Annotated in this window: 31 protein-coding genes and 3 pseudogenes; 32 read left to right on the forward strand and 2 right to left on the reverse strand. The window is 42.1% G+C overall.

The genetic code is table 11. From position 1 onward, the window contains the following. Nucleotides 1-139 precede the first annotated feature (139 nt). Genes FNY66_RS10910 through FNY66_RS10920 form a run of 3 tightly spaced genes read left to right on the forward strand, consistent with a single transcriptional unit; the run spans nt 140 to nt 1,838 of the window. Nucleotides 140-463, forward strand: coding sequence for a helix-turn-helix domain-containing protein (locus tag FNY66_RS10910; protein WP_150311173.1), 324 nt, complete (start codon nt 140-142; stop codon nt 461-463). Between the two features lie 53 nt (nt 464-516). Beyond that, on the forward strand, nt 517-1,200 hold the full coding sequence (locus FNY66_RS10915) for a hypothetical protein (protein WP_150311174.1): 684 nt from the start codon (nt 517-519) through the stop codon (nt 1,198-1,200). Nucleotides 1,201-1,238: 38 nt separating this feature from the next. Continuing rightward, nucleotides 1,239-1,838 (forward strand): hypothetical protein, encoded by a 600-nt coding sequence (locus tag FNY66_RS10920; RefSeq protein ID WP_150311175.1) that lies wholly within the window; start codon nt 1,239-1,241, stop codon nt 1,836-1,838. A gap of 73 nt (nt 1,839-1,911) precedes the next feature. On the opposite strand, the gene FNY66_RS10925 is transcribed toward FNY66_RS10920, so the two are convergent. Together FNY66_RS10925 and FNY66_RS10930 are read right to left on the reverse strand one after the other, a co-directional pair. Beyond that, nucleotides 1,912-2,343: an ImmA/IrrE family metallo-endopeptidase gene (locus FNY66_RS10925; RefSeq protein ID WP_150311176.1), complete on the reverse strand. Its 432-nt coding sequence runs from the start codon at nt 2,341-2,343 to the stop codon at nt 1,912-1,914. Between the two features lie 162 nt (nt 2,344-2,505). After that, the gene (locus FNY66_RS10930) at nt 2,506-2,922 is read right to left on the reverse strand and encodes a helix-turn-helix transcriptional regulator (protein WP_150311177.1); all 417 of its coding nucleotides are present in this window, start codon (nt 2,920-2,922) and stop codon (nt 2,506-2,508) included. Between the two features lie 155 nt (nt 2,923-3,077). Here FNY66_RS10930 and dinB point away from each other — a divergent pair, with 155 nt between their 5' ends. The 29 genes and pseudogenes from dinB to FNY66_RS11065 form a co-directional block, all read left to right on the forward strand. Further along, the gene (gene dinB, locus FNY66_RS10935) at nt 3,078-4,346 is read left to right on the forward strand and encodes a DNA polymerase IV (RefSeq protein WP_150311178.1); all 1,269 of its coding nucleotides are present in this window, start codon (nt 3,078-3,080) and stop codon (nt 4,344-4,346) included. A gap of 23 nt (nt 4,347-4,369) precedes the next feature. Continuing rightward, entirely contained in the window at nt 4,370-4,630 is a 261-nt protein-coding gene (locus tag FNY66_RS10940) for a hypothetical protein (RefSeq protein WP_150311179.1), read from the forward strand. Nucleotides 4,631-4,780: 150 nt separating this feature from the next. After that, nucleotides 4,781-5,011 carry a hypothetical protein gene (locus FNY66_RS10945; protein ID WP_150311180.1) on the forward strand — a complete coding sequence of 77 codons (231 nt, stop codon included), beginning with the start codon at nt 4,781-4,783 and terminating at the stop codon, nt 5,009-5,011. Between the two features lie 241 nt (nt 5,012-5,252). Continuing rightward, the gene (locus FNY66_RS10950) at nt 5,253-5,750 is read left to right on the forward strand and encodes a sigma factor-like helix-turn-helix DNA-binding protein (RefSeq protein WP_150311181.1); all 498 of its coding nucleotides are present in this window, start codon (nt 5,253-5,255) and stop codon (nt 5,748-5,750) included. A gap of 476 nt (nt 5,751-6,226) precedes the next feature. Continuing rightward, nucleotides 6,227-6,607 (forward strand): type II toxin-antitoxin system PemK/MazF family toxin, encoded by a 381-nt coding sequence (locus FNY66_RS10955; RefSeq protein WP_150311197.1) that lies wholly within the window; start codon nt 6,227-6,229, stop codon nt 6,605-6,607. A gap of 66 nt (nt 6,608-6,673) precedes the next feature. Then, entirely contained in the window at nt 6,674-6,916 is a 243-nt protein-coding gene (locus FNY66_RS10960; RefSeq protein WP_150311182.1) for a DUF6870 family protein, read from the forward strand. 39 nt (nt 6,917-6,955) lie between these two features. Beyond that, nucleotides 6,956-8,710 carry a recombinase family protein gene (locus FNY66_RS10965; RefSeq protein WP_229409504.1) on the forward strand — a complete coding sequence of 585 codons (1,755 nt, stop codon included), beginning with the start codon at nt 6,956-6,958 and terminating at the stop codon, nt 8,708-8,710. Continuing rightward, nucleotides 8,710-10,464, forward strand: a complete 1,755-nt coding sequence (locus FNY66_RS10970; RefSeq protein ID WP_150311183.1) for a recombinase family protein — start codon at nt 8,710-8,712, stop codon at nt 10,462-10,464. Before FNY66_RS10965 ends, FNY66_RS10970 begins: the two co-directional genes overlap by 1 nt. Next, nucleotides 10,448-11,998 carry a recombinase family protein gene (locus FNY66_RS10975; protein ID WP_150311184.1) on the forward strand — a complete coding sequence of 517 codons (1,551 nt, stop codon included), beginning with the start codon at nt 10,448-10,450 and terminating at the stop codon, nt 11,996-11,998. The genes FNY66_RS10970 and FNY66_RS10975 overlap by 17 nt, the downstream gene beginning before the upstream one ends. 193 nt (nt 11,999-12,191) lie before the next feature. After that, the gene (locus tag FNY66_RS10980; RefSeq protein WP_150311185.1) at nt 12,192-13,973 is read left to right on the forward strand and encodes a DUF4365 domain-containing protein; all 1,782 of its coding nucleotides are present in this window, start codon (nt 12,192-12,194) and stop codon (nt 13,971-13,973) included. A 25-nt stretch (nt 13,974-13,998) separates the two neighbouring features. Further along, nucleotides 13,999-14,142 (forward strand): annotated as a pseudogene (locus tag FNY66_RS10985) (sporulation transcriptional regulator SpoIIID); the annotation flags it as partial. 187 nt (nt 14,143-14,329) lie between these two features. Continuing rightward, nucleotides 14,330-14,521 (forward strand): hypothetical protein, encoded by a 192-nt coding sequence (locus tag FNY66_RS10990; RefSeq protein WP_229409505.1) that lies wholly within the window; start codon nt 14,330-14,332, stop codon nt 14,519-14,521. Nucleotides 14,522-14,674: 153 nt separating this feature from the next. Beyond that, nucleotides 14,675-14,803 (forward strand): annotated as a pseudogene (locus FNY66_RS16230) (RloB domain-containing protein); the annotation flags it as partial. 6 nt (nt 14,804-14,809) lie between these two features. Further along, entirely contained in the window at nt 14,810-14,998 is a 189-nt protein-coding gene (locus tag FNY66_RS15800) for an RloB family protein (protein ID WP_229409507.1), read from the forward strand. A gap of 258 nt (nt 14,999-15,256) precedes the next feature. After that, a complete protein-coding gene (locus FNY66_RS11005) occupies nt 15,257-15,535 on the forward strand; it encodes an aldo/keto reductase (RefSeq protein WP_330581326.1) in 279 nt (92 codons plus the stop codon). 69 nt (nt 15,536-15,604) lie between these two features. Beyond that, nucleotides 15,605-16,750, forward strand: a complete 1,146-nt coding sequence (locus FNY66_RS11010; RefSeq protein WP_150311186.1) for an SLC13 family permease — start codon at nt 15,605-15,607, stop codon at nt 16,748-16,750. Between the two features lie 48 nt (nt 16,751-16,798). Next, on the forward strand, nt 16,799-18,367 hold the full coding sequence (locus FNY66_RS11015) for a response regulator transcription factor (RefSeq protein ID WP_087152282.1): 1,569 nt from the start codon (nt 16,799-16,801) through the stop codon (nt 18,365-18,367). 122 nt (nt 18,368-18,489) lie between these two features. After that, nucleotides 18,490-18,717: an HPr family phosphocarrier protein gene (locus tag FNY66_RS11020; protein WP_087152283.1), complete on the forward strand. Its 228-nt coding sequence runs from the start codon at nt 18,490-18,492 to the stop codon at nt 18,715-18,717. Nucleotides 18,718-18,874: 157 nt separating this feature from the next. Continuing rightward, complete coding sequence (gene guaA / locus FNY66_RS11025) at nt 18,875-20,422, forward strand: glutamine-hydrolyzing GMP synthase (protein WP_150311187.1); 1,548 nt, start codon at nt 18,875-18,877, stop codon at nt 20,420-20,422. A gap of 165 nt (nt 20,423-20,587) precedes the next feature. After that, a complete protein-coding gene (locus FNY66_RS11030; RefSeq protein WP_087152285.1) occupies nt 20,588-20,836 on the forward strand; it encodes a type II toxin-antitoxin system prevent-host-death family antitoxin in 249 nt (82 codons plus the stop codon). Nucleotide 20,837: 1 nt separating this feature from the next. After that, on the forward strand, nt 20,838-21,137 hold the full coding sequence (locus FNY66_RS11035; RefSeq protein WP_087152286.1) for a type II toxin-antitoxin system RelE/ParE family toxin: 300 nt from the start codon (nt 20,838-20,840) through the stop codon (nt 21,135-21,137). Nucleotides 21,138-21,458: 321 nt separating this feature from the next. Then, nucleotides 21,459-21,572, forward strand: a pseudogene (locus FNY66_RS15805) (toxin HicA); the annotation flags it as partial. A 4-nt stretch (nt 21,573-21,576) separates the two neighbouring features. Then, nucleotides 21,577-21,939, forward strand: coding sequence for a type II toxin-antitoxin system HicB family antitoxin (locus FNY66_RS11040; RefSeq protein WP_150311199.1), 363 nt, complete (start codon nt 21,577-21,579; stop codon nt 21,937-21,939). 80 nt (nt 21,940-22,019) lie between these two features. Beyond that, nucleotides 22,020-22,157 (forward strand): hypothetical protein, encoded by a 138-nt coding sequence (locus tag FNY66_RS15970; RefSeq protein ID WP_324613920.1) that lies wholly within the window; start codon nt 22,020-22,022, stop codon nt 22,155-22,157. Nucleotides 22,158-22,211: 54 nt separating this feature from the next. Next, complete coding sequence (locus FNY66_RS15975) at nt 22,212-22,337, forward strand: hypothetical protein (protein WP_324613921.1); 126 nt, start codon at nt 22,212-22,214, stop codon at nt 22,335-22,337. Between the two features lie 31 nt (nt 22,338-22,368). Further along, nucleotides 22,369-22,587 (forward strand): hypothetical protein, encoded by a 219-nt coding sequence (locus FNY66_RS11050; protein WP_087152287.1) that lies wholly within the window; start codon nt 22,369-22,371, stop codon nt 22,585-22,587. Nucleotides 22,588-22,693: 106 nt separating this feature from the next. Then, a complete protein-coding gene (locus FNY66_RS11055) occupies nt 22,694-24,298 on the forward strand; it encodes an IS1096 element passenger TnpR family protein (RefSeq protein WP_190324834.1) in 1,605 nt (534 codons plus the stop codon). Nucleotides 24,299-24,384: 86 nt separating this feature from the next. Next, nucleotides 24,385-25,038, forward strand: a complete 654-nt coding sequence (locus FNY66_RS11060) for a hypothetical protein (RefSeq protein WP_150311189.1) — start codon at nt 24,385-24,387, stop codon at nt 25,036-25,038. Then, the coding region (locus FNY66_RS11065) for a CYTH domain-containing protein (RefSeq protein WP_150311190.1) at nt 25,035-25,287 on the forward strand (253 nt) is incomplete at its 3' end. The genes FNY66_RS11060 and FNY66_RS11065, both read left to right, overlap by 4 nt.

Genomic DNA, 25,287 nt, shown 5'->3' on the forward strand with positions numbered 1-25,287 from the left:
TACTAAGCAGTAGCTCTTATTTTTTTGTCCAAGTATGACGCAATAATTAAGTATTATATATCGTTATATAGAATCTGATAATGAAATATTTTTCAAAGTAAAATATACATATCAGGTTCAGAAATGAGGTGTATAATACTTGCTTACTGAGAACTATATTATTGAGCGGATCGAGCAGCTTTGTGAGCAAAAGCATATAAGCAGATACCGACTTGCACAGCGGTCAGGAATTGCTCAATCGTCTTTATCAACGTTACTTAACAGAAAGAGTGTACCTACTTTTCAGACGTTGGAAAAAATTTGTGAGGGATTTGACATTTCACTGGCGCAGTTCTTTTCTGAAGATGATGAATTTCCAAATCTGACGGAGGAGCAGAAAGAGTTGTTGGTGAAATGGAACAAAATGGACCGGCATCAGAAAGAATTAGTCAGTGCGTATATAGAGGGCATAATCAGTAAATAAGGGCAGTCTGTAATTGATAGGTTACAGGGCTGCCCTTGTTTTTGGAGGAAATAATGAAACAAAAGACAATTTCTCTTGCAGTGATTTCGGTATGCCTTTTGATAGGAGGCTGCGCTAATGTGGGAATATCTGAAGATGATATCAGCATAGAAGAGGGGAGTATACAGAAAGAATCTACAATTTCTCCAGATCAATGTTTTGTTTGTGGAGATATGACCAGAAGTTTGATGTCATATTATTCGGGGCGTGACTCCATAGGAATTATTCACTGGAATAATCAATCGGTCTTTGATACGGAAGTCAGGCTGTACAATGATGATGGAAACGAATTATTTGACACTGACGGATCAAGTACGCGACATAATTCATTTGGAGACAGTGGCGGTAGTATTACTATTCGCGGAACGCCGGAAAGGGGCTTCAGTTCAGTTTCTGTATATGCCGGTGAGGATGACGAGGCAGATCTGGATCAACTGTCAGATGTACTGTGTCAGGATTGTCTGGATGAAGTCTGTGGATTCTATGAAGACGAGGTAAACAGCGGCGACGAAGAGAATATAAGCTCCACCGGATATTGTCTGGTAGATTTTGAGGAAAAACAGTTATATACACTCTCAGATCCGTACCGTGGGTATTTCATTCGGGATTATAGAATCAGATATGATATTGAGCCGGAAACTGAGGAAGGGCGAAGAATACAGATTGATATTGTTTATGTTCCCATAAGAGATATTTAATCGTGAATACAAGGAAATTCACATATAGGAGTAAGAAAATGCAAAGTATAGATCAGATCTTTGAGAGAGCCACAATTAGAGGAATCGTAGATTATCTTCTGTTTGGTATCGGACCGAATGCGGATCACAGAAGTTATGAGGAACGGTTGGAAGAACCTTATGCACGATTTGAAAAAGAGGTAGCAAAACATGATCCGAGTCCCAGTTCTAAATTACTGGATTTATCGAATGAACTTACAAGCGAGACGGCAAGTGTATATACTGAAATCGGTCTGCAGATCGCAATGGTGCTGATGAAGGATGTAATAAAAAATGTCAGCGAAGATACACAGGATACCCTTGAGAGAATCACCCTGGAATCATCTGCATTTAACACGAATACAACGATTTTAGAGGGAATGTATAAGGTGCGCGTAGAGCGGGCGCTGAAAGAGGTACTGGAAAAAGACGAAAAGTACTGTAGAGTAAACGAGGAAACAAAGCAGAAGATTAAAGATATAGACCAGATAGAGCTTACCAAAGAAGAATGGGAGATTATTGATACTGCCTTGTCTGCAGTAAATGCGAGAAGTGCAGAATATGGAAGGGTGGCTTATCAGCAGGGATTTCTGGATGCGGTAAGTTTACTGAGAAAATAGTATTTTGAAGGAACATGGAAGTATGTAAGTTTTTCCATGTCCCTTCCTGTGTCCTGGATGGTGGCAATATTCATTATTTTGCCAGAAATCTGCTGTTTATTCCCTGCGGCAGATTATAGGCATGACCGCGCCGGATCAGGCTGAATAACTTGAAGCTCATAAAATCCGGCGTGACATAGAGTGCCTTGCACATATTGAAATAGTCCATGTCTTCATCCTGCGACAATTTATGTATTTCTTCATCATCAAGCAGCAGATCCGCGGCAAAAAGATTTGCTTCATACTCTGTCTGAGACGCCATATCGTAAAGAACCGTATCTTTCATAGGAGCTATTTTCAACTGGTTTCGGTGCAGAATAATATGTGCCAGTTCGTGCGCTGCAACGATCTGTTTCACTGCATCTGCAAGAAACGTATTGACGACAACATAGGTTGTCTGGCAGCTTATAAAGCAGAATCCTTTTAGGGATTTAAACCGATCCGATTCTATGACAATCACATTCATATTTTCTAAAATCTTAAATGGATCACGGGTATGATGCTTTTTGATTAATTTCTGTACCCGATCATAAATATAGTTGCTCGTAAAGTATCACCTCCAACGGCGAATAATTTCAGGATAGATAAACCTTAACATATAGGATGTCCAAAAAAACGGACAGTCAGTTTATTCGCTGTCAGCAGAGCGGTATTTTTTTGGAGTAAATTTCTTGGCACGTTTTTTCGAGTCAAGGTAGAGGGTCTGGATTTCGTTCAGGAATTCGATCTGATCTTCATCGCTTAAATCCCCTCCTGCAAACATTGCAGCGGTCTGTTCTAATATCATCTGAGCCTGTTTTGCACCACGGCTTCCGTACTGTTCAGAAGCTTCTGTAATAAAGTTTTCTTCTTCACTCATCAGATAAGAAATATCACAGCCTAAAATTTCAGCCAGTTTATAATACAGATCTTTATGTCTGGGGTAACGTCCTTCTACTTCCCATCCGCGGACTGTGCGGAGAGATACTCCGACTGCTTTCCCTAACTCTGTCTGAGACATTTTTTTCTGTGTGCGCAGTTCTTTGATTTTCTCACCGAATTTCATCTTTTACACCTCCAAATAGGAAATATATTTCCTTTATCTCGCGAATTGCCTCTTGACATCGGCAATCGGATTGCCTATAATCAAAGCCAACAAGAGGAAATTACTTGCCTATAAAATATCATTTAATTGCCTATTTGTCAAGCGGAGGTGTGAGTATGAAAAGGACTATTCTTCATTCAGATATGAATAACTGTTACGCAAGTATTGAGCTGCTGCATCGTCCGGAACTGCGGGGCAAACCATTAGCAGTGGGAGGTGATCCGGAGGCGCGGCATGGTATTGTACTTGCCAAAGATCAGCTTGCGAAGAAGGCGGGCGTGAAAACCGGGATGGCTCTGTGGCAGGCGAAGCAGGTCTGTCCCGATATAGTGTTTGTACCGCCGCGGATGGATTTGTATTTAAGGTTTTCTCGTCTGGCACATGAAATATACAGTGATTATACGGACCGTCAGGAGGCATTCGGTATTGACGAATCATGGCTTGATGTAACAGAGAGCTGTTCTCTGAAAGGTTCGGGGGAAAAGATAGCGGAGGAAATCAGCCGCCGGATCAAGAAAGAACTGGGAATTACGGTCAGTATAGGAGTGAGTTGGAATAAGATTTTTGCAAAGCTCGGGTCTGATTATAAGAAGCCGGACGCGATCACAGTGATTAATCAGGAAAATTATAAAAATATCGTCTGGCCGCTGCCGGTTGAAGATCTGCTTTTTGTGGGGCGTGCAACTAAGAAGAAATTGAACAAACTCGGCATCTATACGATCGGCGCTCTTGCGGAAACTGATTCGGATATATTAAAAATCCATCTAGGAAAAGTAGGGATGATCCTTTCCTATTTTGCAAATGGAAACGATAATACGCCGGTTTGTTATCAGGATGAAAATGCGCCGATTAAAAGCATCGGGAACAGCACGACAACGCCCCGGGATTTGACAACAGAAACAGATGTGTCTATTATTGTCTGGCTGTTGGCAGAGAGTGTTTCCGCCAGACTGCGTGAACATCATTTTGTTGGAAATGTAGTAGAGATATCTGTCCGGGACAAGGATCTGTTCAGCTTTACCCGGCAGAAGAAAGTGTCGCTTTCCACTAATATTACCAGTGAAATAGCCACATATGCAATGGAGCTGTTCCGGGCAAATTATAATTGGCAGAAGCCGATCCGCAGTGTTGGCGTTCGTGTTTCAGATCTGCAGATAGATACTGCACCTGTGCAGCTTTCACTATTCAGCGATCAGGAACGGCGCGAGCGGTATCACAGAATGGATCAGACAGTTGATATAATACGAAAGCGCTTCGGGTTTTATTCGATTCAGAGAGGAATCATGTATCAGGACAGAAAACTTTCTGCACTGAATGCGAAAGAGGATAATATCGTTCATCCCTGCGGTTATATGCAGAGAGGAAATTTAACCGGAGTGCGGTGATGAAGTGATGGAGGCAGAGCAGCATGGGAGATGAAAGTTCATGCAAAGTATACGTCAGCACGGCGGCGGAATTTTCCGCAGATGGTTTTTTGCGTCCGCTGTGGATTATATGGAAGGACGGGCGGCGTTTCGATATCGACCGTGTGGTTCAGGTTGAACGGGCGGCGAGCAGGAAAGCGGGCGGCGTCGGTCTGCGCTATACGGTGATGATAGGCGGGAAAAGACATCATCTGTATTATGAAGACAATTTTAAGTGGTTTGTAGAAGCCAAATCATCAGTTTAGTTATATCGCAGGCAGCGGAACTTTTCCGCGTCGGAACTTGCCGGCGTTATGATATTGCGGAACCGTCCGGTTTACTTTCCCTTTGACGGACGGGGATGCTTAGAAAGGATTTTTAAGTGGAGTGTTGCCATTGAAGGGAGGACTACAGGGATGGAAAGCTCAAAAAAGTATATTGTTACGTGCCCGGTGTGCGGGAAGATTTTATTTCGCTGTACAGCGAGTAATGCGGAGATACAGTGCCATAAATGTCATAGTGATCTGACGATAGAAGTTGAAGGCAGCCGCATTACCGTTACGGAGACAGCAGATCGTTGTGGTGGATCAATAGAGGGAATGGCACGGCGTGTAAAGAGTTATAAGCAGTGTCTGGAACAGGGCTGAATTGATACAAAAACTGAATAGGGTGAGATCTCCGGAGGAACTGCCAGATTGGACAGCAGAATCCTCAGAGGCAGCGCCGGAGATCAAGAGTTTGTGAATGGACTGAACTTGACGAAATAATCATTAAGAGCCTGACAAAACGGAAGCAATCGTTTTTGAAATGATTGTGTTCATTTTGTCAGGCTCTTTTTTGGCTTGCTGAAAACAGGCTTCCGTTTTCGTGGCTCGGAAAGGAAGCCGAATGAGTTTTAACTATGCAAGTGAAAAGAGGAAGTTTGATGCAATGTGGACAAAGCTGCGTGTGGAATATCGCGAAGCAGGGATGGAGGAATCTGCAATCGCCGCTATGTATGAGTTCGACTGCGAAGTATTCCGGAAGAATCGTACTTATGGTATCCATAATACTTATTTTTCAACTGTGATGCCGGACGGGGAAGAGGTCGCAGATGACCGTTCTTCTTTTATGAAGAAATTTTCCTCCAGATTTAGCATACAGGCTGAAGAATATGATTCGGACCGAAGATATGGATGGATTGATGAAATCGAAAATCCTGTTCTGAGTGAAATTTTACAAAAGATGCCGGAAAAAGACAAAGAGCTGTTGACGCTTTACGTGATCGAGGGCTATACGGTGACGGATATCGCAAAGATGGAAGGCAGTACTCATCAGAATATCAGTAAGAAAATCCGGCGGTTAAAAAATATTTTGAAAAATTTTCAGAATCAGGTTGCGGATTGAGGCTTCCCGCTGCCTATCCCCTGAGAGGACAACTTCTCGGGGAAATCCGAAGGGATGGATGGAGATGGAGTTTTCTCATTGTACATTGAAAACTTCATATACATTCATCAGGTACGTTCCTGCCCGTCGCTTCTGCGAAAGCCATGCAGCCGTGCGCCATGATCTCTGTCAGGAGGGAGCGGTTTTTACGAGCTGTGGATTCCGGTTTTGCATCCGGAAGGGCGATGATCCGGGCAGGGGATAATGATACTTCTGTAACTCGCAGCCCGGCCGTAAGGAAGGCGGGGAGGTTAGATTCCTATGGAGCGGTTCGCAAGCCGCCGCCTGATGATTTCCCACTGGAGTTATCCTCCGTATTCTCAGGGGTGTCGTGGACAAATGTGAGAAAGATCATAACTTTTGTGGAAAAGTCGCCGGAGATTTCATTTTCAGCGGCTTTTCATTACATCCCGCACACATAAGGAGGAAGATAGATGATGAAAGAAAACTGGGTTTACCGCAGAGGGGATATTTATATGGCAAATCTGAATCCATTTAAGGGTTCAGAGCAGGGAGGCACCCGCCCGGTGCTTGTGCTTCAGAATAATACAGGCAATTTGTTTTGTCCGACACTGATTGTTGCGCCGCTGACTACGCAGGTCAATAAGAAAAAGGATCAGCCGACACATTATCTGCTTTCAGGAGTCCGCGGACTTCCGGAAGATTCGGTTGCACTGTTGGAGCAGATCAAGACCATTGATAAGTCGAGGATTATAAGCTATCTCGGGAAGGTGTCAAAGGAAGAAATGAAGGGCGTGGATGAGGCTCTTAAGATCAGCTTGGGGATTTATATTTCTGAAGATGTGGAAGCACCGTGAGATTGTCATGCATATTCTGAAGGAATTAACAGTAATTATGAATAAAGAAAAAATCGGGGTGTTGATATGAGCTTAGAGGAAATGAGAGATGTGGACATCCGGCAGGTGGACAGGTCTTCTCTGGCTGATCTGCGGGATATTCATGTGAAGAAAGACAGCCATAATCAACCGGACATTCAGGACCTCCTGAAACAGACAGCGAATCTTTATATGTACCGAGTGGGGGAGATAGTTGTTGCATTTGATTACTCAAATAACGGGAAAACAGTGAATGATACGTTTGCTTTAATGGTTCAGTCAGGAATGTGACATCCTTGAGTAATTAAACTGTTTCGGGATATAGTATCTGTGAAACCTGACAGAATCACGCTGCCGATGCAGGGCTGCCACTCTGCATCGGCGTTTGCCGGAATCCATTTGATAATACAAATAAGGGAGAGGATGCATATGCAGCGGAAGGACAAGTACAGCGGCGGCGTCTACCTGAGATTGTCAAAGGAAGACGGGGACGTAGTAGTAGGAACAAAAAGTGAGAGCAACAGTATATCGAATCAGAAAAGTCTGATTACAGAATTTCTGAAATCAAAGCCGGAGATTCATGCTGTGTCATTTTATGAAGACGATGGTTACAGCGGCGTGAATTTCGAGAGGCCGGCATTTCAGAGGATGATGGCGGATATAAAGGAAGGGAAAATTGACTGTATCATTGTAAAGGACCTTTCACGATTCGGCAGAAATTATATCGAGGTTGGACGATATCTGGAAAAACTCTTTCCCATGTTGGGTGTCAGATTCATTGCAGTGAATGACAATTATGACAGTCTGAATACAGACACAGCGCATGATATTGTCATGCCATTTAAAAACCTCATTAACGACTCTTACTGCAGGGACCTGTCTGTAAAGATCAGGAGTCATCTGGATGTGAAAAGGAAGAACGGTGAATTTGTCGGAGCATTTGCCTGTTATGGATACCTGAAAGATCCACAGAATAAAAACCGTCTTATTATAGATACATACGCCGGTCAGATCGTACAGGATATTTTCAGAATGAAAATAAACGGATTCAGCCAGAACAGGATCGCAGATGTACTGAACAAAGAAGGGATTCTCTCGCCGATGGAGTATAAGCGCAGTCTCGGTATTCGTTTTTCTACTGCCTTTAAGATAAATCCGAAGGCAGTATGGAGCGCAAAAGCTGTCTCCAGAATCCTGTCAAATGAGATCTATACCGGTGTATTGGTTCAAGGGAAGCAGACGACTCCGAATCATAAGGTGAAGACCAGACAGGCAGTTGAGGAAAAAGACTGGATCAGGATCGAGGATGCACATCCGGCACTGATTGACAGATATCTGTTCGATATCGTTCAGACACTTTTAGAACGAGATACCCGTACGTCACCGGATGAAAAGACCGTGTTTGCACTTGCGGGACTTGTTTTTTGTGGTGACTGCGGACAGCCAATGGTGAGAAAGACGGCTGTTTATAAAGGAAAAAACGGTAAAAGGCAGACTTACAGTTATTTTGTCTGTAATGGAAAGTGTCATGGGAGTAAATGCTCATGGCATAGAATCAATGAAAAAGAACTGATGGATGCAGTTTTTCAGTCTGTAAATCTTCATATAGAAAATGTATTGGATACAGAGAGAGCTCTTCAGGAAATCGCTGACGCACCATCCTCGCAACTTCTGATTCGAAAATTAAGAGACCGTATTATTAAAAAGAAGGAAGAGCTTGCCCGTACAGAACGGTTGAAGATTGGCGCATATGAAGACTTTAAGGATGAACTTCTGGACAGGCAGGAATATATAAAGCTGAAGCAGGAGTTTGATCACAGACTGGAGGAAGCACGGAGCACGATAGAAGATCTGAATAGACAGATCGCTGAATTAGAGCAGGATAGTTCCGACTGCTTCAAATGGATGAAGTATTATAAATCATTTGGAAAACTGGAAGAATTGACGCGGTTTGCTGCGGCAATCGCAATCAACCGGATTCTGATCTACGAGGACAGGAGAATCAAAATTATTTTCAATTTCGAGGATTCTTTCAGACAGGCAAAAGAAATGATAGAAAGTACCAGACAGCAGGAGGTTATATAATGGCACGAAAGAAAAGGTTAAATGCAGATGCAATAATCGGAAATCAAGGAAGCTGTGCGCTTGGTCAGGATGAAACAAAGAATCATCGTGGGGGAATTTACCAGACGGCTGCCTATATCAGATTGTCGGCAGAAGACAGCGGGAAAAAAGATGGATACAGTCTCCAGAATCAGGAGATGCTTGTTCTGGATTATATTGGCAGACATCCGGAATTGAATCTGTACAGGGAATATATAGACAACGGATTTTCGGGAACGTGCTTTGACCGTCCGGCATTTGATGAAATGATGCAGGATATGAGGGACGGCAGGATAAATTGTATCGTGGTGAAAGATTTATCCCGCTTGGGGAGAAATTATCTGGAAGCCGGAAACTATCTGGAGCAGATATTTCCGTTTTTTAAAGTGAGATTCATCTCCATCAATGATGGATATGACAGTACCGCACCGAACAGCGCCGATGAATCGCTGATTATACCACTGAAAAATATCATTAATGAAGGATATGCAAAAGATATATCTGTGAAAGTATCAACAGCTTTGGAAACCAGAAAGAAACAGGGAAAATTTACCGGGAAATATGCACCGTACGGATATCTGAAAGATCCGGCGGACAAGAATCATCTGATTATAGATGAAGAGACAAAAGATATCGTCAAACGGATTTTCCAAATGCGTGCAGATGGTATGTCGATGAGTGGAATTGCTGCGCAGTTGAATCAAGAGGGTATCCCGTCACCGGCTGCCTATCTTTTATTGAAAGGAATCTCTAAGGAAAAATCTTTTCAGAATTCATATTGGAATCGGACAAATGTAAAACGGCTGCTGACGAACAGAATGTATCTTGGAAATCTGGTCTATGGAAAAGAACAGAGTTTGTTTGCGAAAGGAATCACCAGACACCGTCTGCCGGAAGAACAGTGGAAAGAAGTTGAGAATACTCATGAACCCATTATTGACCGTAAACTTTTTGATCTTGTGCAGGAAAAGCAGGAGGAAAGCAGAAAAGAATTTTTTGACAGAACAGGAATTAATAATGACTATCAGCCTGAAAATCTGTTCCGCGGGCTGATTCACTGTTCAGACTGCGGCGGCGCGATGAAGATGTCAAAATTTGTGACCACCTTAAAATCAGGTGAAAAGAGTCGGTTTGCTGTATATCAGTGCTGCCGAAGAAAAAGCATGAAGAATTATTCTTGCCCGCCCAGAAGTATTCGAAAAACGCAGCTCGACCAGACGGTGGCGGAAGCAATCCGATATCATATCAGTCTGCTTATGGATACGGAAAAGGTGATTGAGACGTTGAACCAGAAAGCAGAGATGCGACAGGCGGTTGCGTCATTGAAAAATCAAATTCGGGAAATGCAGAGGCAGGCGGCACGCTATGAACGGATGAACACGGGTATCTATGAAGATTATCGTGATGGCATTCTGGATGAATCAGAGTATCTTGCCATGAGAAAGCATTACTCAGAGGAAGCTGACAGACTTCGGGAAGAAATTGACCGGATGATCACTGAGCAGGATTCTTATGCGGAGGATTACAGACTGAATGATACACTCTCCGATCTGGTTAGAAAATATGCGGAATTTTCGACTTTAACCAGAGAAATTGTGGAGGCATTCATAGCCGATATCAGAGTACATACCGGAGGTGGACTGAAAATTGTGTTCAGATTCGAGGATGAACTGAAACAACTGACGGATCTTGCAGAAAAGAGAAAGGAGAAAGTACAGCATGATGATACAGAATAAAAATGAGGAATATGTGATCGCACTGTATATCCGACTTTCAAAAGAAGACGAGGATGTCGGCATCCGGTATGGTAAGGAAGAGAGTAACAGTATCAGTAATCAGAGGATGCTGATCTATGATTTTATCCGGCAGCATTCGGAATTTCAGGGCTGCAGGATCATAGAGAAATGTGATGATGGATTCACCGGGAAACGGTTTGACCGTCCTGCATTTACAGAGCTGATTGATCTTGCAAAAAAAGGAAGGATAGACTGTATCATAGTAAAAGATCTGTCCAGATTCGGGCGTGATTATATTGAGCTTGGAGATTATCTTGAGCAGCTGTTTCCTTTCCTCGGGATTCGTTTTATCGCAGTTAATGATCATTATGACAGCAAGGATGGCGGTCAGGAGACGGCAGGACTGGAGGTAGCCTTTAAGAATTTTATCTATGATTTTTACAGCCGTGATACTTCCAAAAAGATCCGTAATGTCAGAAAGAAGATGGCACAGTCCGGACAGTTTGCAAGTGCTAATGCGCCGTATGGTTATCAGAAGTCTGCAGAGGACAAGCATAAGTTGGTGGTTGATGAAGAGGCGGCACAGGTTGTACGGGAGATCTTTCAGATGAAGATTGCCGGAAGGTCTGCAAAGAAAATTACGGAAAACTTGAATGCCAGACAGATTCCATCCCCAGCACAGTATGCTTTGAATCATAAACGGGGGATGGACTGGCGGAAAGTAAATGAAAAGACAGCTTGGGATGCGACGAAAGTTGTTGCTATTCTGAAAGATGAAAGGTATGCCGGAAATATGGTATCTCTTCGTAGAACATTGAAAGGTATCTACGGAAAAGACACACCTATGGACAGCAGCGACTGGATAAGAGTTGAAGGTACGCATGAGGGGATTGTCTCAATAGAAGATTTTCAGAAAGCGCAGGCCACGTTTCTTAAATATGAAAAAAGTCAGCCGAGTACGATCAACAGATACAATGCTTTTGTATGCGGACATTGTGGGCGAAAGTTGTCTTACAGTAAAGACAGAAAGAAGCTGATCTGCAGATATGGGGAAAGCAATCCGAATGCAAGCTGCTATAAGGCGGCGTATTCGGCAGAGAAGATCAGAGGCGCGGTACTTGAAGCGTTGAAATGGCATTTTGAACAGTTTATAGACTGGGAAAAGATGCAGGAAAGATTGGAGAAAAACGTTCATGCGGAACAGGACAGTCAGGATTATGAAAAAGTTCTGGAACAGATCGAGAATGGGAAGATTATTCTGTATGAGAAATATAAGGATGGACAGCTTGACAGAGATGAGTTTGTTGCTGGGAGGAATGAACTGAATGCACAGGCGGTAGAGATTCAGGAGAAGCTGAAAGAGGCTGCGCTGCGGCAGGAGGGGAATGATGAAGTAAAGAGGATCGGGGAGATCGTGAGGAAGTATAGGGAGGCGAAGGAGCTGACGAAAGCGATGGAGGAAATGTTTGTGGAGAGGGTGGAGGTGTATGATGGGGAGTATATTAAAGTGAAGTGGAAGTTTAAAAAAGTTTAAATAAGTGCGGTGCTTTTTAAGATGTAAGAGCGACAGACGGGTATATTGAATCATACTGATATTTATATTATAATTGCTTTATTGATAAAAAATCTCAGAAATGTAGGCGATTTGAAGAAAGATGTCATTTCCCCTATTTGAATAACAATATGTAGAAAATAAAGTACGGAATTGGGTTAGTGAGGAAAAAAATATGGATCTTCCGAAGGCAAAAATAGAGGATCGAGCTATTAGATCATTGGAAAACATAGTTGATGATCATTTTACTATGCAGAGCCAATTCAATCGTTTGGATAAAGAAATGAGTTGGGATGGCTATATTGAGATATTCAAAAAAAATGCAGAGCAAAGTAAAGAAAATTATGATGATAAGGTACCTGTACAGATAAAAGGACATATAGATAAAGAACAAAACTATATCAATAAAAAGCGCATTACATATCCTGTTAAAATTGCTGATCTGAAAGTATATTTTAGGGATAGAGGCGTTTTATATTTTGAAATATTTATGTCGGAAGATGGAAAAAGAAGGGAAATTTTTTATTCGTCGTTATTTCCATCAAAAATTAAATCATATTTAGAAACAGCTGAGAAAAAAGGAAATAAAGGCTCTATTAATATATCCTTTTCTAAATTAGAAAAGACAGCTGATAGATTATATATTATTGTTAAACAGTTCAGCAATGAGAGTAGGAAACAAGGATTTGGTATCGGACCTACTGTTCAGAACACGATAATGATAAAGGATATAGAAAAAGTAACATCCATAACAGCATCAGCTGTAGGTGCATCAAATCAATTTGAATTTTTGCAGAGACTTTCAGAGGGAGATGTTTGTTTATATGGTACATTAGAAGGTTGTCCTATACCTCTTCCGTTAGAATGGCACGATGATAGTACATATGTTATCAGAGAAAGGGTTCATAAGACGCTCGGTATTGAAAGCAGAGTTTTTTATAAAGAGTATGAAGCGGAAACCATTTTTAATGAAGGAATAATTCTAATTCTGAGTGAAAACCTTGAAATAGACTTAGTTAAGGGTAAAGTTAGATTTAAAGAAAAGTCGGGAATAAAGCAACTGCGTATAGATGCAGAATTTTTGTTGTGTGCAAAGCAGAATGCAAGTTTTACTATTGAAGATAGAAATTTCCAATTTGGAAAGTTGGATATGCCAAAAAGGTTGGAGGATAAATTAAATTTTTATATACAGTTAGACGATGTGTTACAAATGATTGAATTCGATTTTAAAAAGCCGTTTAAAATTATATCTAAACAAACAAAGCAACAATTGGAAAGTATAGTGGCTATGAGAAATGGCTTGTATAATGAGGATTTGACAGATAAACAACATATTTTTAACTGGAAAATAGAAGATAAATATATGCCAATTATTGTATCAAGACATGAAAATGATGAAAAAAATGATCTTATGAATGCAATATACACAAGGAAATATCAAACCTTTGATTCTGATGAAAAAGGGAACTATTTTAAAGTCCCATTATTTGTAATTTTAGATCAGTATGTTTTAAATGACTTGTATTATTATGATTATACATATATTAGAGAACAAATAGATAAAGCAGATGTAAATGAATATACTGTAGGTACATTGAATCAAGCTGCATTAAGTTTGATAAATGCTTATGACGCAACTAACAATTTAGAATTATTGGATTTAGCTGAATATCAATTAAACCGAATTGAGATATTAGAGAAAGGAAAAAGCTATTATGTATTAAATTGCTTGCAGATTAAATACCGAAAACAGGGGTTTCAAAAGGAAGACAGAAAGCATCTTTTAGAGATACAGCCAGAAGATAATGTAGTATCATTTGGGAAAAGTGTATTATTGCAGCAAAAAGGAGATGCAGACAATTACTATAAAAAGCTTACTGATGAAGAGAAGGAAGACATCAAAGATTATCCTATAATGTATTTATATAGAAAGTTAGATATAGAGGATGGATGTTAAAAATTTTTTTGTTCCTACCTTGACACCACCAGATGTCACCGAGCGGCTCCTCCAGATCAACCCATCCCTGGCCGGGGAAGCACGCAAGGTGCTTGACACCAACAAATCTGAGCGCCACATCCGGGGCGGGATGGCTACGAGAGAGAAATATCTTCATCAGCATGGATAAGCATAATTGTTGGAAGAAAAGAGAACATCCGGCACAGAGTAATGTGGCGGATGTTTTTTCAAATTACAAACAAAAATATGAGGTTTTGTCTCAAATAATGTTTGCAAAATATCAATATTGAATATAATAGGAGATAAGACGAGTATTAAGAACATGTGGTGTTGAAATAAAATGGAGGTAAATACAGATGTTATGCCAATTTACAGTAAAGAATTTTAAAAGCATTCGTGACGAAATGACATTTGACATGCAGGCAACCGCCATTTCAGAGCATGAGGACAGGGTGATCAAAGATAGAGACGGAGAGTTGTTCCTTCCGGTATCAGCGGTTTATGGACCGAATGGAGGGGGGAGAGGCACTGCACAGTCTGGTGTATAAGGTGCTTAGACCGTTATATGCAACAAAATCCAAAAGGGGCAGATCTGGTGTGTATATGACAAAGACAGTTTTCCGGCAAAAGATTTTAATGGAGTAGAACAGCGGGCAAGGCAGTTGAGTCAAGGGAACCCGGATCTGTAATACCATACAGCGTGGAGCAATGAGTGCATTGAATTCTGGTTTTTGCTGCATTTTGCATATTATACTTCGAATAATCAACGAACCAAATATATTTCATTTCTGAATGATAAGTTTCGGGAATTGGGGATTGGAAAATATTAGAAGAATATGAACAACATATTTGAGATTCTGATGGAAAAGGGGAATCCGAAACTGGCAATTCGGTATGCGAAGAGAATTATAAAAGACGGACAAGGGAAAACGCCGACAGAAATAGCACCGGGAACGAAGGTGTATGAGTTGGTGGAGGAACTGGCGAAGTATTTGTCGGAGGAGAGAATAAGAAATTTCATGTAAAAATAAGTTCTATTATAATAAATAAAAAAGGGGAACTTTAATAGAGCTCTCTTAGGGCGCTTTTAAAAAATCTATCGATATTGGTATGCAGACCTCTTAATCGAGGTTAAATTCTACTTCGTCAGTCAGCATCTTCCAGATGACTCTGACAAGTTTGCCGGCACAATGCCCAAGGGCATTGTAGTGAGTCCGGTCCTCTGCCATCTTCTTATCATAGTAAACATGGAGAGAGAAGGCTCTGTGGACTGAGACGGAAGCGTGCTGGACTACTGTCGGCTCAACGATATCACAATACAGGCGTGGTCGCCGTTTCAGACGCCTGCATGGAAAGGATGCTTTCTCGGAAGTGAGAAATATACGGATCTCAATAAGGAGATCGATCGGCTGGCTGAACAGTATTGTGTGAGCCCGACAACGATTGCGGCCGCGTGGATCCTGCGGCATCCCGCCCATATGCAGATCGTGACGGGAACGGCCAGTGAAAAACGGCTGAGAGTATTATATTTTTATTGCTTTGCGCAGGGGAAGGGGATATAATAGGTCTGTTTGTTCTGCCGGCCAGTTATTGACGGCAGGCCGCTTTTTGGCGGCAGAATGGAGTCTGTTATGAAATTATTTAAGTTGTTCCTTAAAAATGAAACTGTATTATGCGTCTCTTTTTTGCTGGCAGTACTGTCTGCATTTGTGATAAAACCGGATATGCTGTATCTGACTTATCCGGATTACCGGACGATTGCGCTTCTTTTCTGCCTGATGATCATTGTGGCTGGATTTCAGTCACTTGGGATTTTTCGTATGCTCGGTCATTTTTTGATAACGAGAGCGGGAAGTATCCGCGGGCTTTCGGTTGTGATGATTTTCCTCTGTTTTTTCAGCAGTATGGTGATTACGAATGATGTGACATTGATCACATTTGTGCCATTTACAATTCTTGTATTACGAATGAGCGGGAGAGTGGAGCGGATTTTGAAATTGGTTGTGCTGGAGACGATTGCCGCCAATCTGGGGAGTATGGCGACACCCATCGGCAATCCGCAGAACCTGTATCTGTATTCTATATCTGACCTGACTGCAGGTGAATTCATGCAGGCGGTTCTTCCTTATGCGGGACTGTCGCTTATATTACTTGTGATCGTGGTGTTTGTCGGAAAGGATGAGCCTCTTCTTGACGTATCTGTAAAGGATGAGCCAGAGAAGAGAGCGGAGAAAAAAGCGGGACGGGTGCTCGGCCAGGCTATGCCTTTGTTGATCCTGCTGATTTTGTGTCTGCTGGTAGTTTTTCGCATTCTGTCATATCAGCCGGTTCTGATCTGTGTTATATTAGTTATATTAGTGATAAAGAGGAAACTTTATTTATCGGTGGATTACTTTCTGCTGCTGACATTTTTATGTTTTTTTGTATTTATCGGAAATATGAAGCGGATTCCACAGGTCAGTGAATTTTTAGTGTCTGCTGTGCAGGGAAGAGAGCTTCTGGCGGGAATCCTTACGAGCCAGATCATTAGCAATGTGCCGGCTGCAATTCTTCTGTCTGGATTTAGTAGTGACTATTCTGCCTTGCTCACCGGTGTGAATCTGGGCGGGCTGGGAACGCTGATTGCATCGTTGGCCAGTCTGATATCATTTAAATTCTTTGTAAAGGAGTATCCGGATAAGAAGGTCGCCTTCTTGAAAGTATTTACAATATGGAATCTTCTGTTTCTTCTAGTGTTGGCTGCAGAGGCATTTTTGATCGGAATGACTGCTGGATGATCTGAGAGACTGGCAGTTTTCCTTCGGTAATGAGAAAGGAGCGGGTCAATGAAAATATTGGTTGTTGTACGCGAAAAGGCGGAGGCCGGAGAGATCAAAAAAATGCTGCAACGTATAGTACCAATATCCGAGATGGAGCAGAATGACTGTGACGGATGCTGCTGCAAGATAGTCGGCACTGCCGGTGACGGTCAGACCGGCTGCGAGATGGTCCGGCGTGAGTGCCCGGATCTTCTCATAGCGGATGTAGAACTCCCTGTGGTGGACGGGCTGGAGATGCTGGAGAAAATACGAGGAGATCACAGGGATGTAAAAGTAGTGCTTCTGGCGGAAAGAGAGAATTTCAGCCAGGTAAAACGGGCAATCAATCTGGGCGTGGAAGGATATCTGGTTAAGCCGGTGAGAGAAGATGAACTCCAGCAGGCGGTAGCGCGGGCAGAAGAAAAGTGGAAGAAAGAATGTATGACAGAAGCTGTACTGTCAATTGAAAATATTTTTATGGCCTGCCTGAACGGACAGTTAAGCCCGAATCCTCAATTTAATATGATGACCCGGCAGAGATTCGGCCTCACAATTGAGGAGCCGGGGGCGGTTTTTGCTGTATGGCTTGGTGACGGATTTGAAGAACAAAAAGGACGTGCAAGAAGTGTGATCGGGCAGGCGAAAGGTTTCGGCGCAGGGCGAGCTTCCCGCGTGTTCGAGGCGAGAGTGTGGAAGATTCTGTTTGTCGTTTTATATCAGATGGAAAATGAAAATCAAGAATATACATATTTTCAGAAAGAAATTGTACCGAAGCTGTGCCGGCAGCTGTCGGGGACAGTGGTCTGCATCTGGGCAAAGGCGAAACGCATTGCGGATCTGCCAGATGTGCTTAAACATATGAATCTTATGAAAGATTGGAATTTGCTGTTTGACAGAGGAGAACTGATTCGCCAGGAGGTGATAGACAGCCAGAGGACTGTGCCGCTGAAATATCCCGTTGAAATCGAAAATCAGGCACGTCAGGCAGTGACAGTCAAAGACGGAGAAGAGATTAAAAGGGCATATTACAGACTGTATGATTATTTGCGGCGTGAACCGCATAGCCCCGGAGAAATGAAAGAATGTCTGATACGAATCAATATGGCACTGCTCAATGTCTATAAAGCGCAGTGGGAGATTGAATCTGAGGTGGAGATCCAGCGGTGTATGCAGGCGATTTCTACCGCCATGAGCTGGAGAGAAATACGGGCTGCAATGGAAAGTTTCCTGACAATGCTGAATTTTGATGCATTTGAGGAAAAGGAGGACAGCAGGCTGAGTCCTCTTGTGCGAAAGGCAGTGCAGATTGTGAGAAAATACTTCGATCAGGGGATCACACTGGAAGAGGTGGCGGGGAGGCTCTTTGTTTCCGAGGAATATCTCAGCAGTCAGTTCAAAAAAGAAACCGGAGCCGGATTTACAGAAACGATCAGAAAATACCGGATCGACCGGATTAAAGAGCTGCTGATCGGCACAAAGCTTAAAATCAATCAGATCGCGGAACTGACCGGATATGCAGATTCAAAATACATGAGCAGGGTATTTAAGGAAGAGACAGGGATGCTTCCGACGGAATTTCGAAAGGCAGCTCATTAAAAAAATCGACTTTTATAAAGAATTTCACCCTTTCCTTATTGGATAAATATGGTATGATACGTTCGTCTGAAGGCAGACAGGAAAATGAAATTATGTCATTGTAAAGAGAGGTGAGATGAATAATGAGTGAAATGAAGATTACCTTTAAGCATCCGGAAGAAATCCGCGAATTCGTAAATATGGTCTCAAAATATGACTTTGATATTGACGTGAGAAGAGGCCGCGTTGTGGTAGATGCAAAATCTTTGCTTGGAATTATGCATCTTGGACTGAACAATGTAATGGATCTTAAGCTGCACTCTGATGACTGTGAAGAGCTTCAGAAGAAGATATTAAAATATGCGGCATAAGAGGAGATTTTGAATAGCAGGATATGATACAGATTTTCCCGGCGGTTCTTATGGACATGCCGGGAAATTTAGTTATTGTCAAACCGGGATGGCTCTACTATAATGAAAGCATAAGAGCACGCGGTCCGCAGGGACCGTATTTTACAGGAGGAAAAACGTGAAGAATGAATTAGTGATCGTCCTTGATTTCGGCGGACAGTATAACCAGCTTGTCGCAAGACGTGTCAGGGAATGTAATGTGTACTGTGAGATTTATTCTTACAAAACGGATATTGAGAAGATCAAAGCTATGAACCCGAAAGGGATTATCCTTACAGGAGGTCCGAATAGCTGTTATCTGCCGGATTCACCGACATATTCGGACGAGCTCTTCAAATTGGGTATACCAGTGCTTGGACTTTGCTATGGCGCACAGCTGATGATGCATGTACTTGGCGGAAAGGTAGAGAAAGCGGATGTCAGAGAATACGGAAAAACAGAAGTCCTGATTGATAAAGTTTCTTCCAAGGTATTTGCGGATGTGTCCACTCCGACAGTCTGCTGGATGAGTCATTTCGATTATATTTCAAAAGTGGCGCCGGGATTCGAGATATCTGCCCATACTGCAGACTGCCCTGTGGCAGCAGCGGAGAACGAAGCAGAGAAGCTTTACGCGATCCAGTTCCATCCGGAAGTGCTTCACACGCAGGAAGGGACAAAGATGATCAACAATTTCGTAAAGAATGTCTGTGAGTGCAGCGGCGACTGGAGAATGGATTCTTTTGTCGAGCAGTCTATCAACGCAATCCGTGAGAAAGTAGGAGACGGTAAAGTGTTGCTTGCATTATCTGGTGGAGTGGATTCTTCCGTGGCAGCAGGACTTCTTTCCAGAGCGATCGGAAAACAGCTGACATGCGTATTCGTAGACCATGGTCTTCTCCGTAAAAATGAGGGAGACGAAGTAGAAGCAGTCTTCGGTCCGGATGGAGATTTTGACCTGAACTTTATCCGCGTAAATGCGCAGGAGAGATATTACAATAAACTGGCAGGCGTAACTGAGCCAGAGCAGAAGCGTAAGATTATCGGCGAAGAGTTTATCCGTGTGTTCGAGGAAGAGGCAAAGAAAATTGGAGCCGTGGACTTCCTTGCGCAGGGAACCATCTATCCAGACGTGGTTGAGAGCGGTCTGGGTGGAGAATCCGCAGTGATCAAGTCCCACCACAATGTAGGAGGGCTTCCGGATTATGTAGATTTCAAAGAAATCATAGAGCCGCTTCGCGATCTGTTCAAAGATGAGGTGCGTAAAGCCGGACTGGAACTGGGAATTCCGGAAGAACTGGTGTATCGCCAGCCGTTCCCGGGACCGGGACTCGGAATCCGTATCATCGGAGAAGTTACAGCAGAAAAGGTGCGAATCGTACAGGATGCAGATGCAATTTACAGAGAAGAGATTGCGAAAGCCGGACTGGACAGAGAAATCAACCAGTACTTTGCGGCGCTGACGAATATGCGTTCCGTCGGAGTCATGGGAGATGAGAGAACTTATGATTATGCTGTGGCGCTGAGAGCGGTGAAGACGATCGACTTCATGACAGCTGAGGCGGCGGAAATCCCGTATGAGGTGCTCAATAAAGTAATGAGCAGGATCATAAATGAAGTGCGGGGGGTTAACAGGGTATTCTATGATCTGACCAGTAAACCGCCGGGGACCATAGAGTTTGAATAATGCACGGATTTGGCATAATCTATGCTAAACTTCTATAATAATAAAAATATCCATAGTGAAAATTACTTTCTGAAAGCTGTAAAAATCTACGTTGAATTTTACAGCTTTCTGTGTATAATAAAGGTAGCTGAAATAATATAAAATCAAGGAAGGGGCTGAAAGAATATGGCAAATATTTTACCAGTATCTGATTTGAGAAATTATAATGAAGTCCTGAAGAACTGCCGTAAAGGAGAACCAGTGTATTTGACCAAGAATGGCAGAGGGCGTTTTGTAGTTATGGATATTGAAGATTATGAACGCGACCGTGCAGAGAAAAAACTTCTGATAAAGCTGCAGGAAGCTGAAGAAGCAGTGAAAGATGGCGAAGGATGGCTGGATCTGGAGGAATTGAAAGCACTTGTGGGGGAATAAAATGTTAAAACTGCGGATTAATCCGATTGTTGCAAAGGATCTAAAGAATATCCGAGATTACATTGCTGAAGATAGTGAAGAATATGCTGCAAAGACCATAAAGGAAATTTACGGTAAATTTGAAAATCTCCAGATGTTTCCGGGAATGGGTTCAGATCTTTCTAAGAGAGTCAGTTTTCGGACAGACTATAAATATGCGATATGGGAAGATTACGTGATCATCTACAAGGCAGGCGATGAGTATTTAGATATTTATCGTGTGGTCAACAGGTATCAGGATATTACAAGAATTTTTGAGTGATAACACAAATATGATAACAAATTGATAACATCGTTCAGTTCAGTCTGTGGACTAGGGACAGTGGAACACATATAAAACCAGATAGAACCACAATTTCTATACAAAACAGTATAGCGATAAGATTTTGTTTGCGAATTCGAGTGATTACATTTTTACTCAGATTACATCAAATGGCAGATATTCTACGGGTATCTGCCATTTGATATATTGCATATGGTTATAGTTTGAAAAAGATTTTTTGTTGCCAGTGCGGATAAATTATCATACACATCATTGACGCCAAATATGACACCACATATAATGTAAACAGGAGGTATTCAAATGTCAAAATGGGATAAACTATTGATGCGTATCTGCACTTTATCGAGAGACCTCCGGTTTGATGAGCTGCGGAAAGTATTAGAAAGTTATGGTTACAAGATGAATGCTCCGAGAAATGATGAAGACGCTGAGTGATTATATGAAGATGGCTTATCGAATGGAAATCGTAGAAGATAAAGAAGAAGGCGGATACGTGGTTTCTTATCCTGATCTGCCGGGCTGTATTACCTGTGGGGAAACGATTGAAGATGCGGTTGTAAATGCAGTAGACGCAAAAAAGGCATGGATTGAAGCTGCACTGGAAGAAGGAATTGAGATTCACGAACCGGATAATTTAGAACATTATTCCGGACAATTTAAACTAAGAATTCCCCGGAGTCTGCACCGGTCTCTGGCAGAGCATTCTAAAAGAGAAGGGATCAGTATGAATCAGTACTGTGTGTACCTCCTTTCTAAGAATGACGCAGTTTATTCAAAATAGAGAAGACTACTGCAGTGGAACATATAAGATGAGTGGAAACATTTATTAATGCAACTTCACCCAAAGGAAAAGAGACAACAATGGAAATATCAAAAAGAGACTGGAAACTTTATAGAGAAAAAATACCTGTCTGGCAGGAGAACTATATGTCCTGTCTGATTGAGGAGTATATTACTTTGCTAAGCGCAGAGGATAAAAAAGCGTCCAATAAGTTCTGAGGGCTTGAGAAGAAGATCAATACTGACAGGCGCCACCCGGGAGTGATCCTGAATATGAGTAAATCTGAAGCCATATATAACATTATCAGGCTTATCAGGCTTGGTGTGATTACTTATGATGATCTGGCTGATTTCAGCGAAGACTTGCAGATGTCAGTAAAGCTGATCTTGGACAGATAGATAATGAAAAAAAGAAAGCTGGATCGGATAAATGGATGAATATTCAAGAATATTGATTGAGCAATACTGTATGGATCATTCCTCGGCAAAGAGCAGACGACTACAGAAGCTGGTGGAAAAGTCGTATGATATCACTGCACAGTATACAGATGCAGACGGGATTTTCATTGAGAAAATGATTGATCAAGAACAGGATTCCGGATTGAAAAAAGCATTTCAGGATTTGAATGATTTTATGTTTGGATGGTAATAGCGGATAAGCCAAAGGTGCTGAAGCGGATTTATCTGAATTAAAAGATTAGGTTGACACGAAAATAACCGGGCGATACACTTGAGTTGAAGGGGGAGAAATGATTATGAGAAATATGTCGGAGAATCAGGTTGAGGAAACGATAAGTCTGTATTTGGCTAATAACTCGATTTTGGAAACGGCCAGAGCGACTGGTATGTCAACGGTCAAAGTACGGAAGATTCTGATCACAGAGGGGCTATGGGAAAGTGATACAAGTATAAAAATCAGAAATCTGCTGGCTCAGGGATTGACCACGGAAGAAATTGCGGAAATGTTGTATATGTCTGTGAAAAACGTGCAGGCATATATGCCCTATGAGCGGGGAATATATGGTGGCGATGTATTGTCTCCGGATGCGGTCAGGGCTGGAAGATACAGGAGCAGGATGAAAAAAGCCGCTTCCATGCAGGTGGCAAAGCGAACAAAAGGCGAAGTTAATAGAACAAAAGACGAAGAGAAATCAGAAAGGACGGAAGAAATGACAGTAAAAAAAACAGCAGAATTCAAGGACAGTTATACTGGCGAAGCGGATGCATTGAGACTGCATCTGGAACTGGATTTAAAATATGCAGATGAAGAAGAAATACGGATTTTAAAAGAATATGGTTCGATGAAAGATGCTATTTCTAGGGATATTCTTGTTCCGGCTGACATTACCCTGCATGCATTGAATTACGCAATCCTCAGAATGTTCGGCTGGCAGAACGGACATCTGCACAGTTTTGTTCTGCCGGAGAATATATTTAAGGGATTAACGGAGGATCAATTTAGTATATGGGCAAAAATGGCGGGAGTATATTTCAGATTCCCAACAGAAAATTATGAAGATATATATTGGGATGATGACTATAGAGAAGGGGAAAGCATCCGGTCATGGATGAAGAAAAAATATACGGGTCCATATAGGTATAACGGATATGGCGAGCATTATGTGATGAATCAGATAGAAGTGCAGAGTATGATTGCAAGGTGGGAAGAAATAACTGTTCATGAATTTGTTTTCGGAGCGGAAAAACAGCCGACTCCATATATTGTAAAGCTGAAGGAAGCAACGGTAGATCAGGTTATGCATGCATTTGCAGATATGACCTGCCATGAATTACTGGAAAGACTGCCGCTTGCAGAAATACTTTGTGTAAAAGGGGAAAATAAAGTGAAGTTCGCGGAAATTAGAGAATATTTAGATTCGCAACTGTCAAATCTGGATTTACATGAAATGATCGGGGAATATAAGAATACGAGATTTAAAAGTAGGAAGAAGGAGCAGGAATTTTTAGAAAAATATGATTTTCCTGTATACCCGGTTACAGAACAGTTGGTCTATCGCTATGATTATGGTGACGGCTGGAAAGTTTTAATCGGATGTGAAAATGCATATAAGCGAGGGGAAAACGGTTTGTGGAAGGATATAAATGGGAAAATGCCAGATGTATCGGTTGAGAATCTGCAGGAAGTCGCAATAAAGCATCGGCCGGTCTGTATCCAAAAAGATGGAATTGAACTTGTAGATGATGTGGGCGGCATACATGGCTTTTGTGAAATGCTGCAGACCATATACGAATGTGACATGAACAGCGAAGAGAGTTCGGAAGAAAGGGAAAATATCCTTGGGTGGGCGGATATGATGGGGTGGTCAGGCAGGAAGATCAGCCCGAAACAGACGCTGTAAAATTTTTGAAGTAGAGATGATCTATAGATTGAGTGAAGAAAAATTGTGAGTTCTATATAGATGAAAAAGAGGAGATGAAAAGATCAATGGATAAAGTGGTTCTTAAAGTGGATTACATACTGAAAAATACGGGCGTTCCGGATGCTGAGATTGGCAAAGCAAATGAAATGATACACGATGTGATCAGTGAGATCCGAGATACGATGAATGCTCAGTTTCAGGATAATATGAGAAACAGGCTGATGAGTTACCAGATGTTTCTGAATGACATACAGTCGGTGCATTCTGAAGATAAGTGTGGAAAAATGCCCGGAGAGATGCCCCCGGATAAATTTGAAGAAGAGATGAGGTGTCTTGAAAGGATCAAAGATAAAATATGTCAGTGCGTAGAGGTTGAAAAGGAATGGGAAAAGAAGGTTAAGCAGGTGCTTGATCAGGTGGAACGGGATCATCCACTTTTGTTTAAGGTTATTCTTTCTATTCTCTCCTCCGTTATTTTGGGACTTTTGACCAGCTACATCTGGGAAGGAATCCGCTTGGATCAAGTGGCGATATATAGTTCGCCAAATGGATCAGAACCGGTTTATTCAGAGATAAGTGCGGCAAATGTCAAGCTGATTCAGAGTCAGGAGGATACAGAATTCTATCAGGTGATTATAATTGAAGGAGAAAGGGAAACGGCTATAGGATATATAAAAGAAGAGGATGTGATAAAGCTTATGGAAGGGGAATTAAAATGATCGAAGTTGAAGTAAAGCTCCCAGTCGCAGAACTTGCTGAAATTAAGGAAAAGCTTTTGCAGACGGGTTTTAAAGAGACGGGATTTATTGAGGAATGTGATACATACTTTGACAATAAGCAGGGAGACATAAGAGCGAACGGCGAGGCGCTGCGGGTGCGTGAAACGAAAGATCATCTTTCAGGAAAGCGCCGGGCGCAGATTAATTTTAAGGGAAAGAAGCTGGATACCCGGACTATGACACGGAGGG

The organism is Mediterraneibacter catenae, assembly GCF_008691045.1.
GTDB lineage: Bacteria > Bacillota > Clostridia > Lachnospirales > Lachnospiraceae > Mediterraneibacter > Mediterraneibacter ornithocaccae.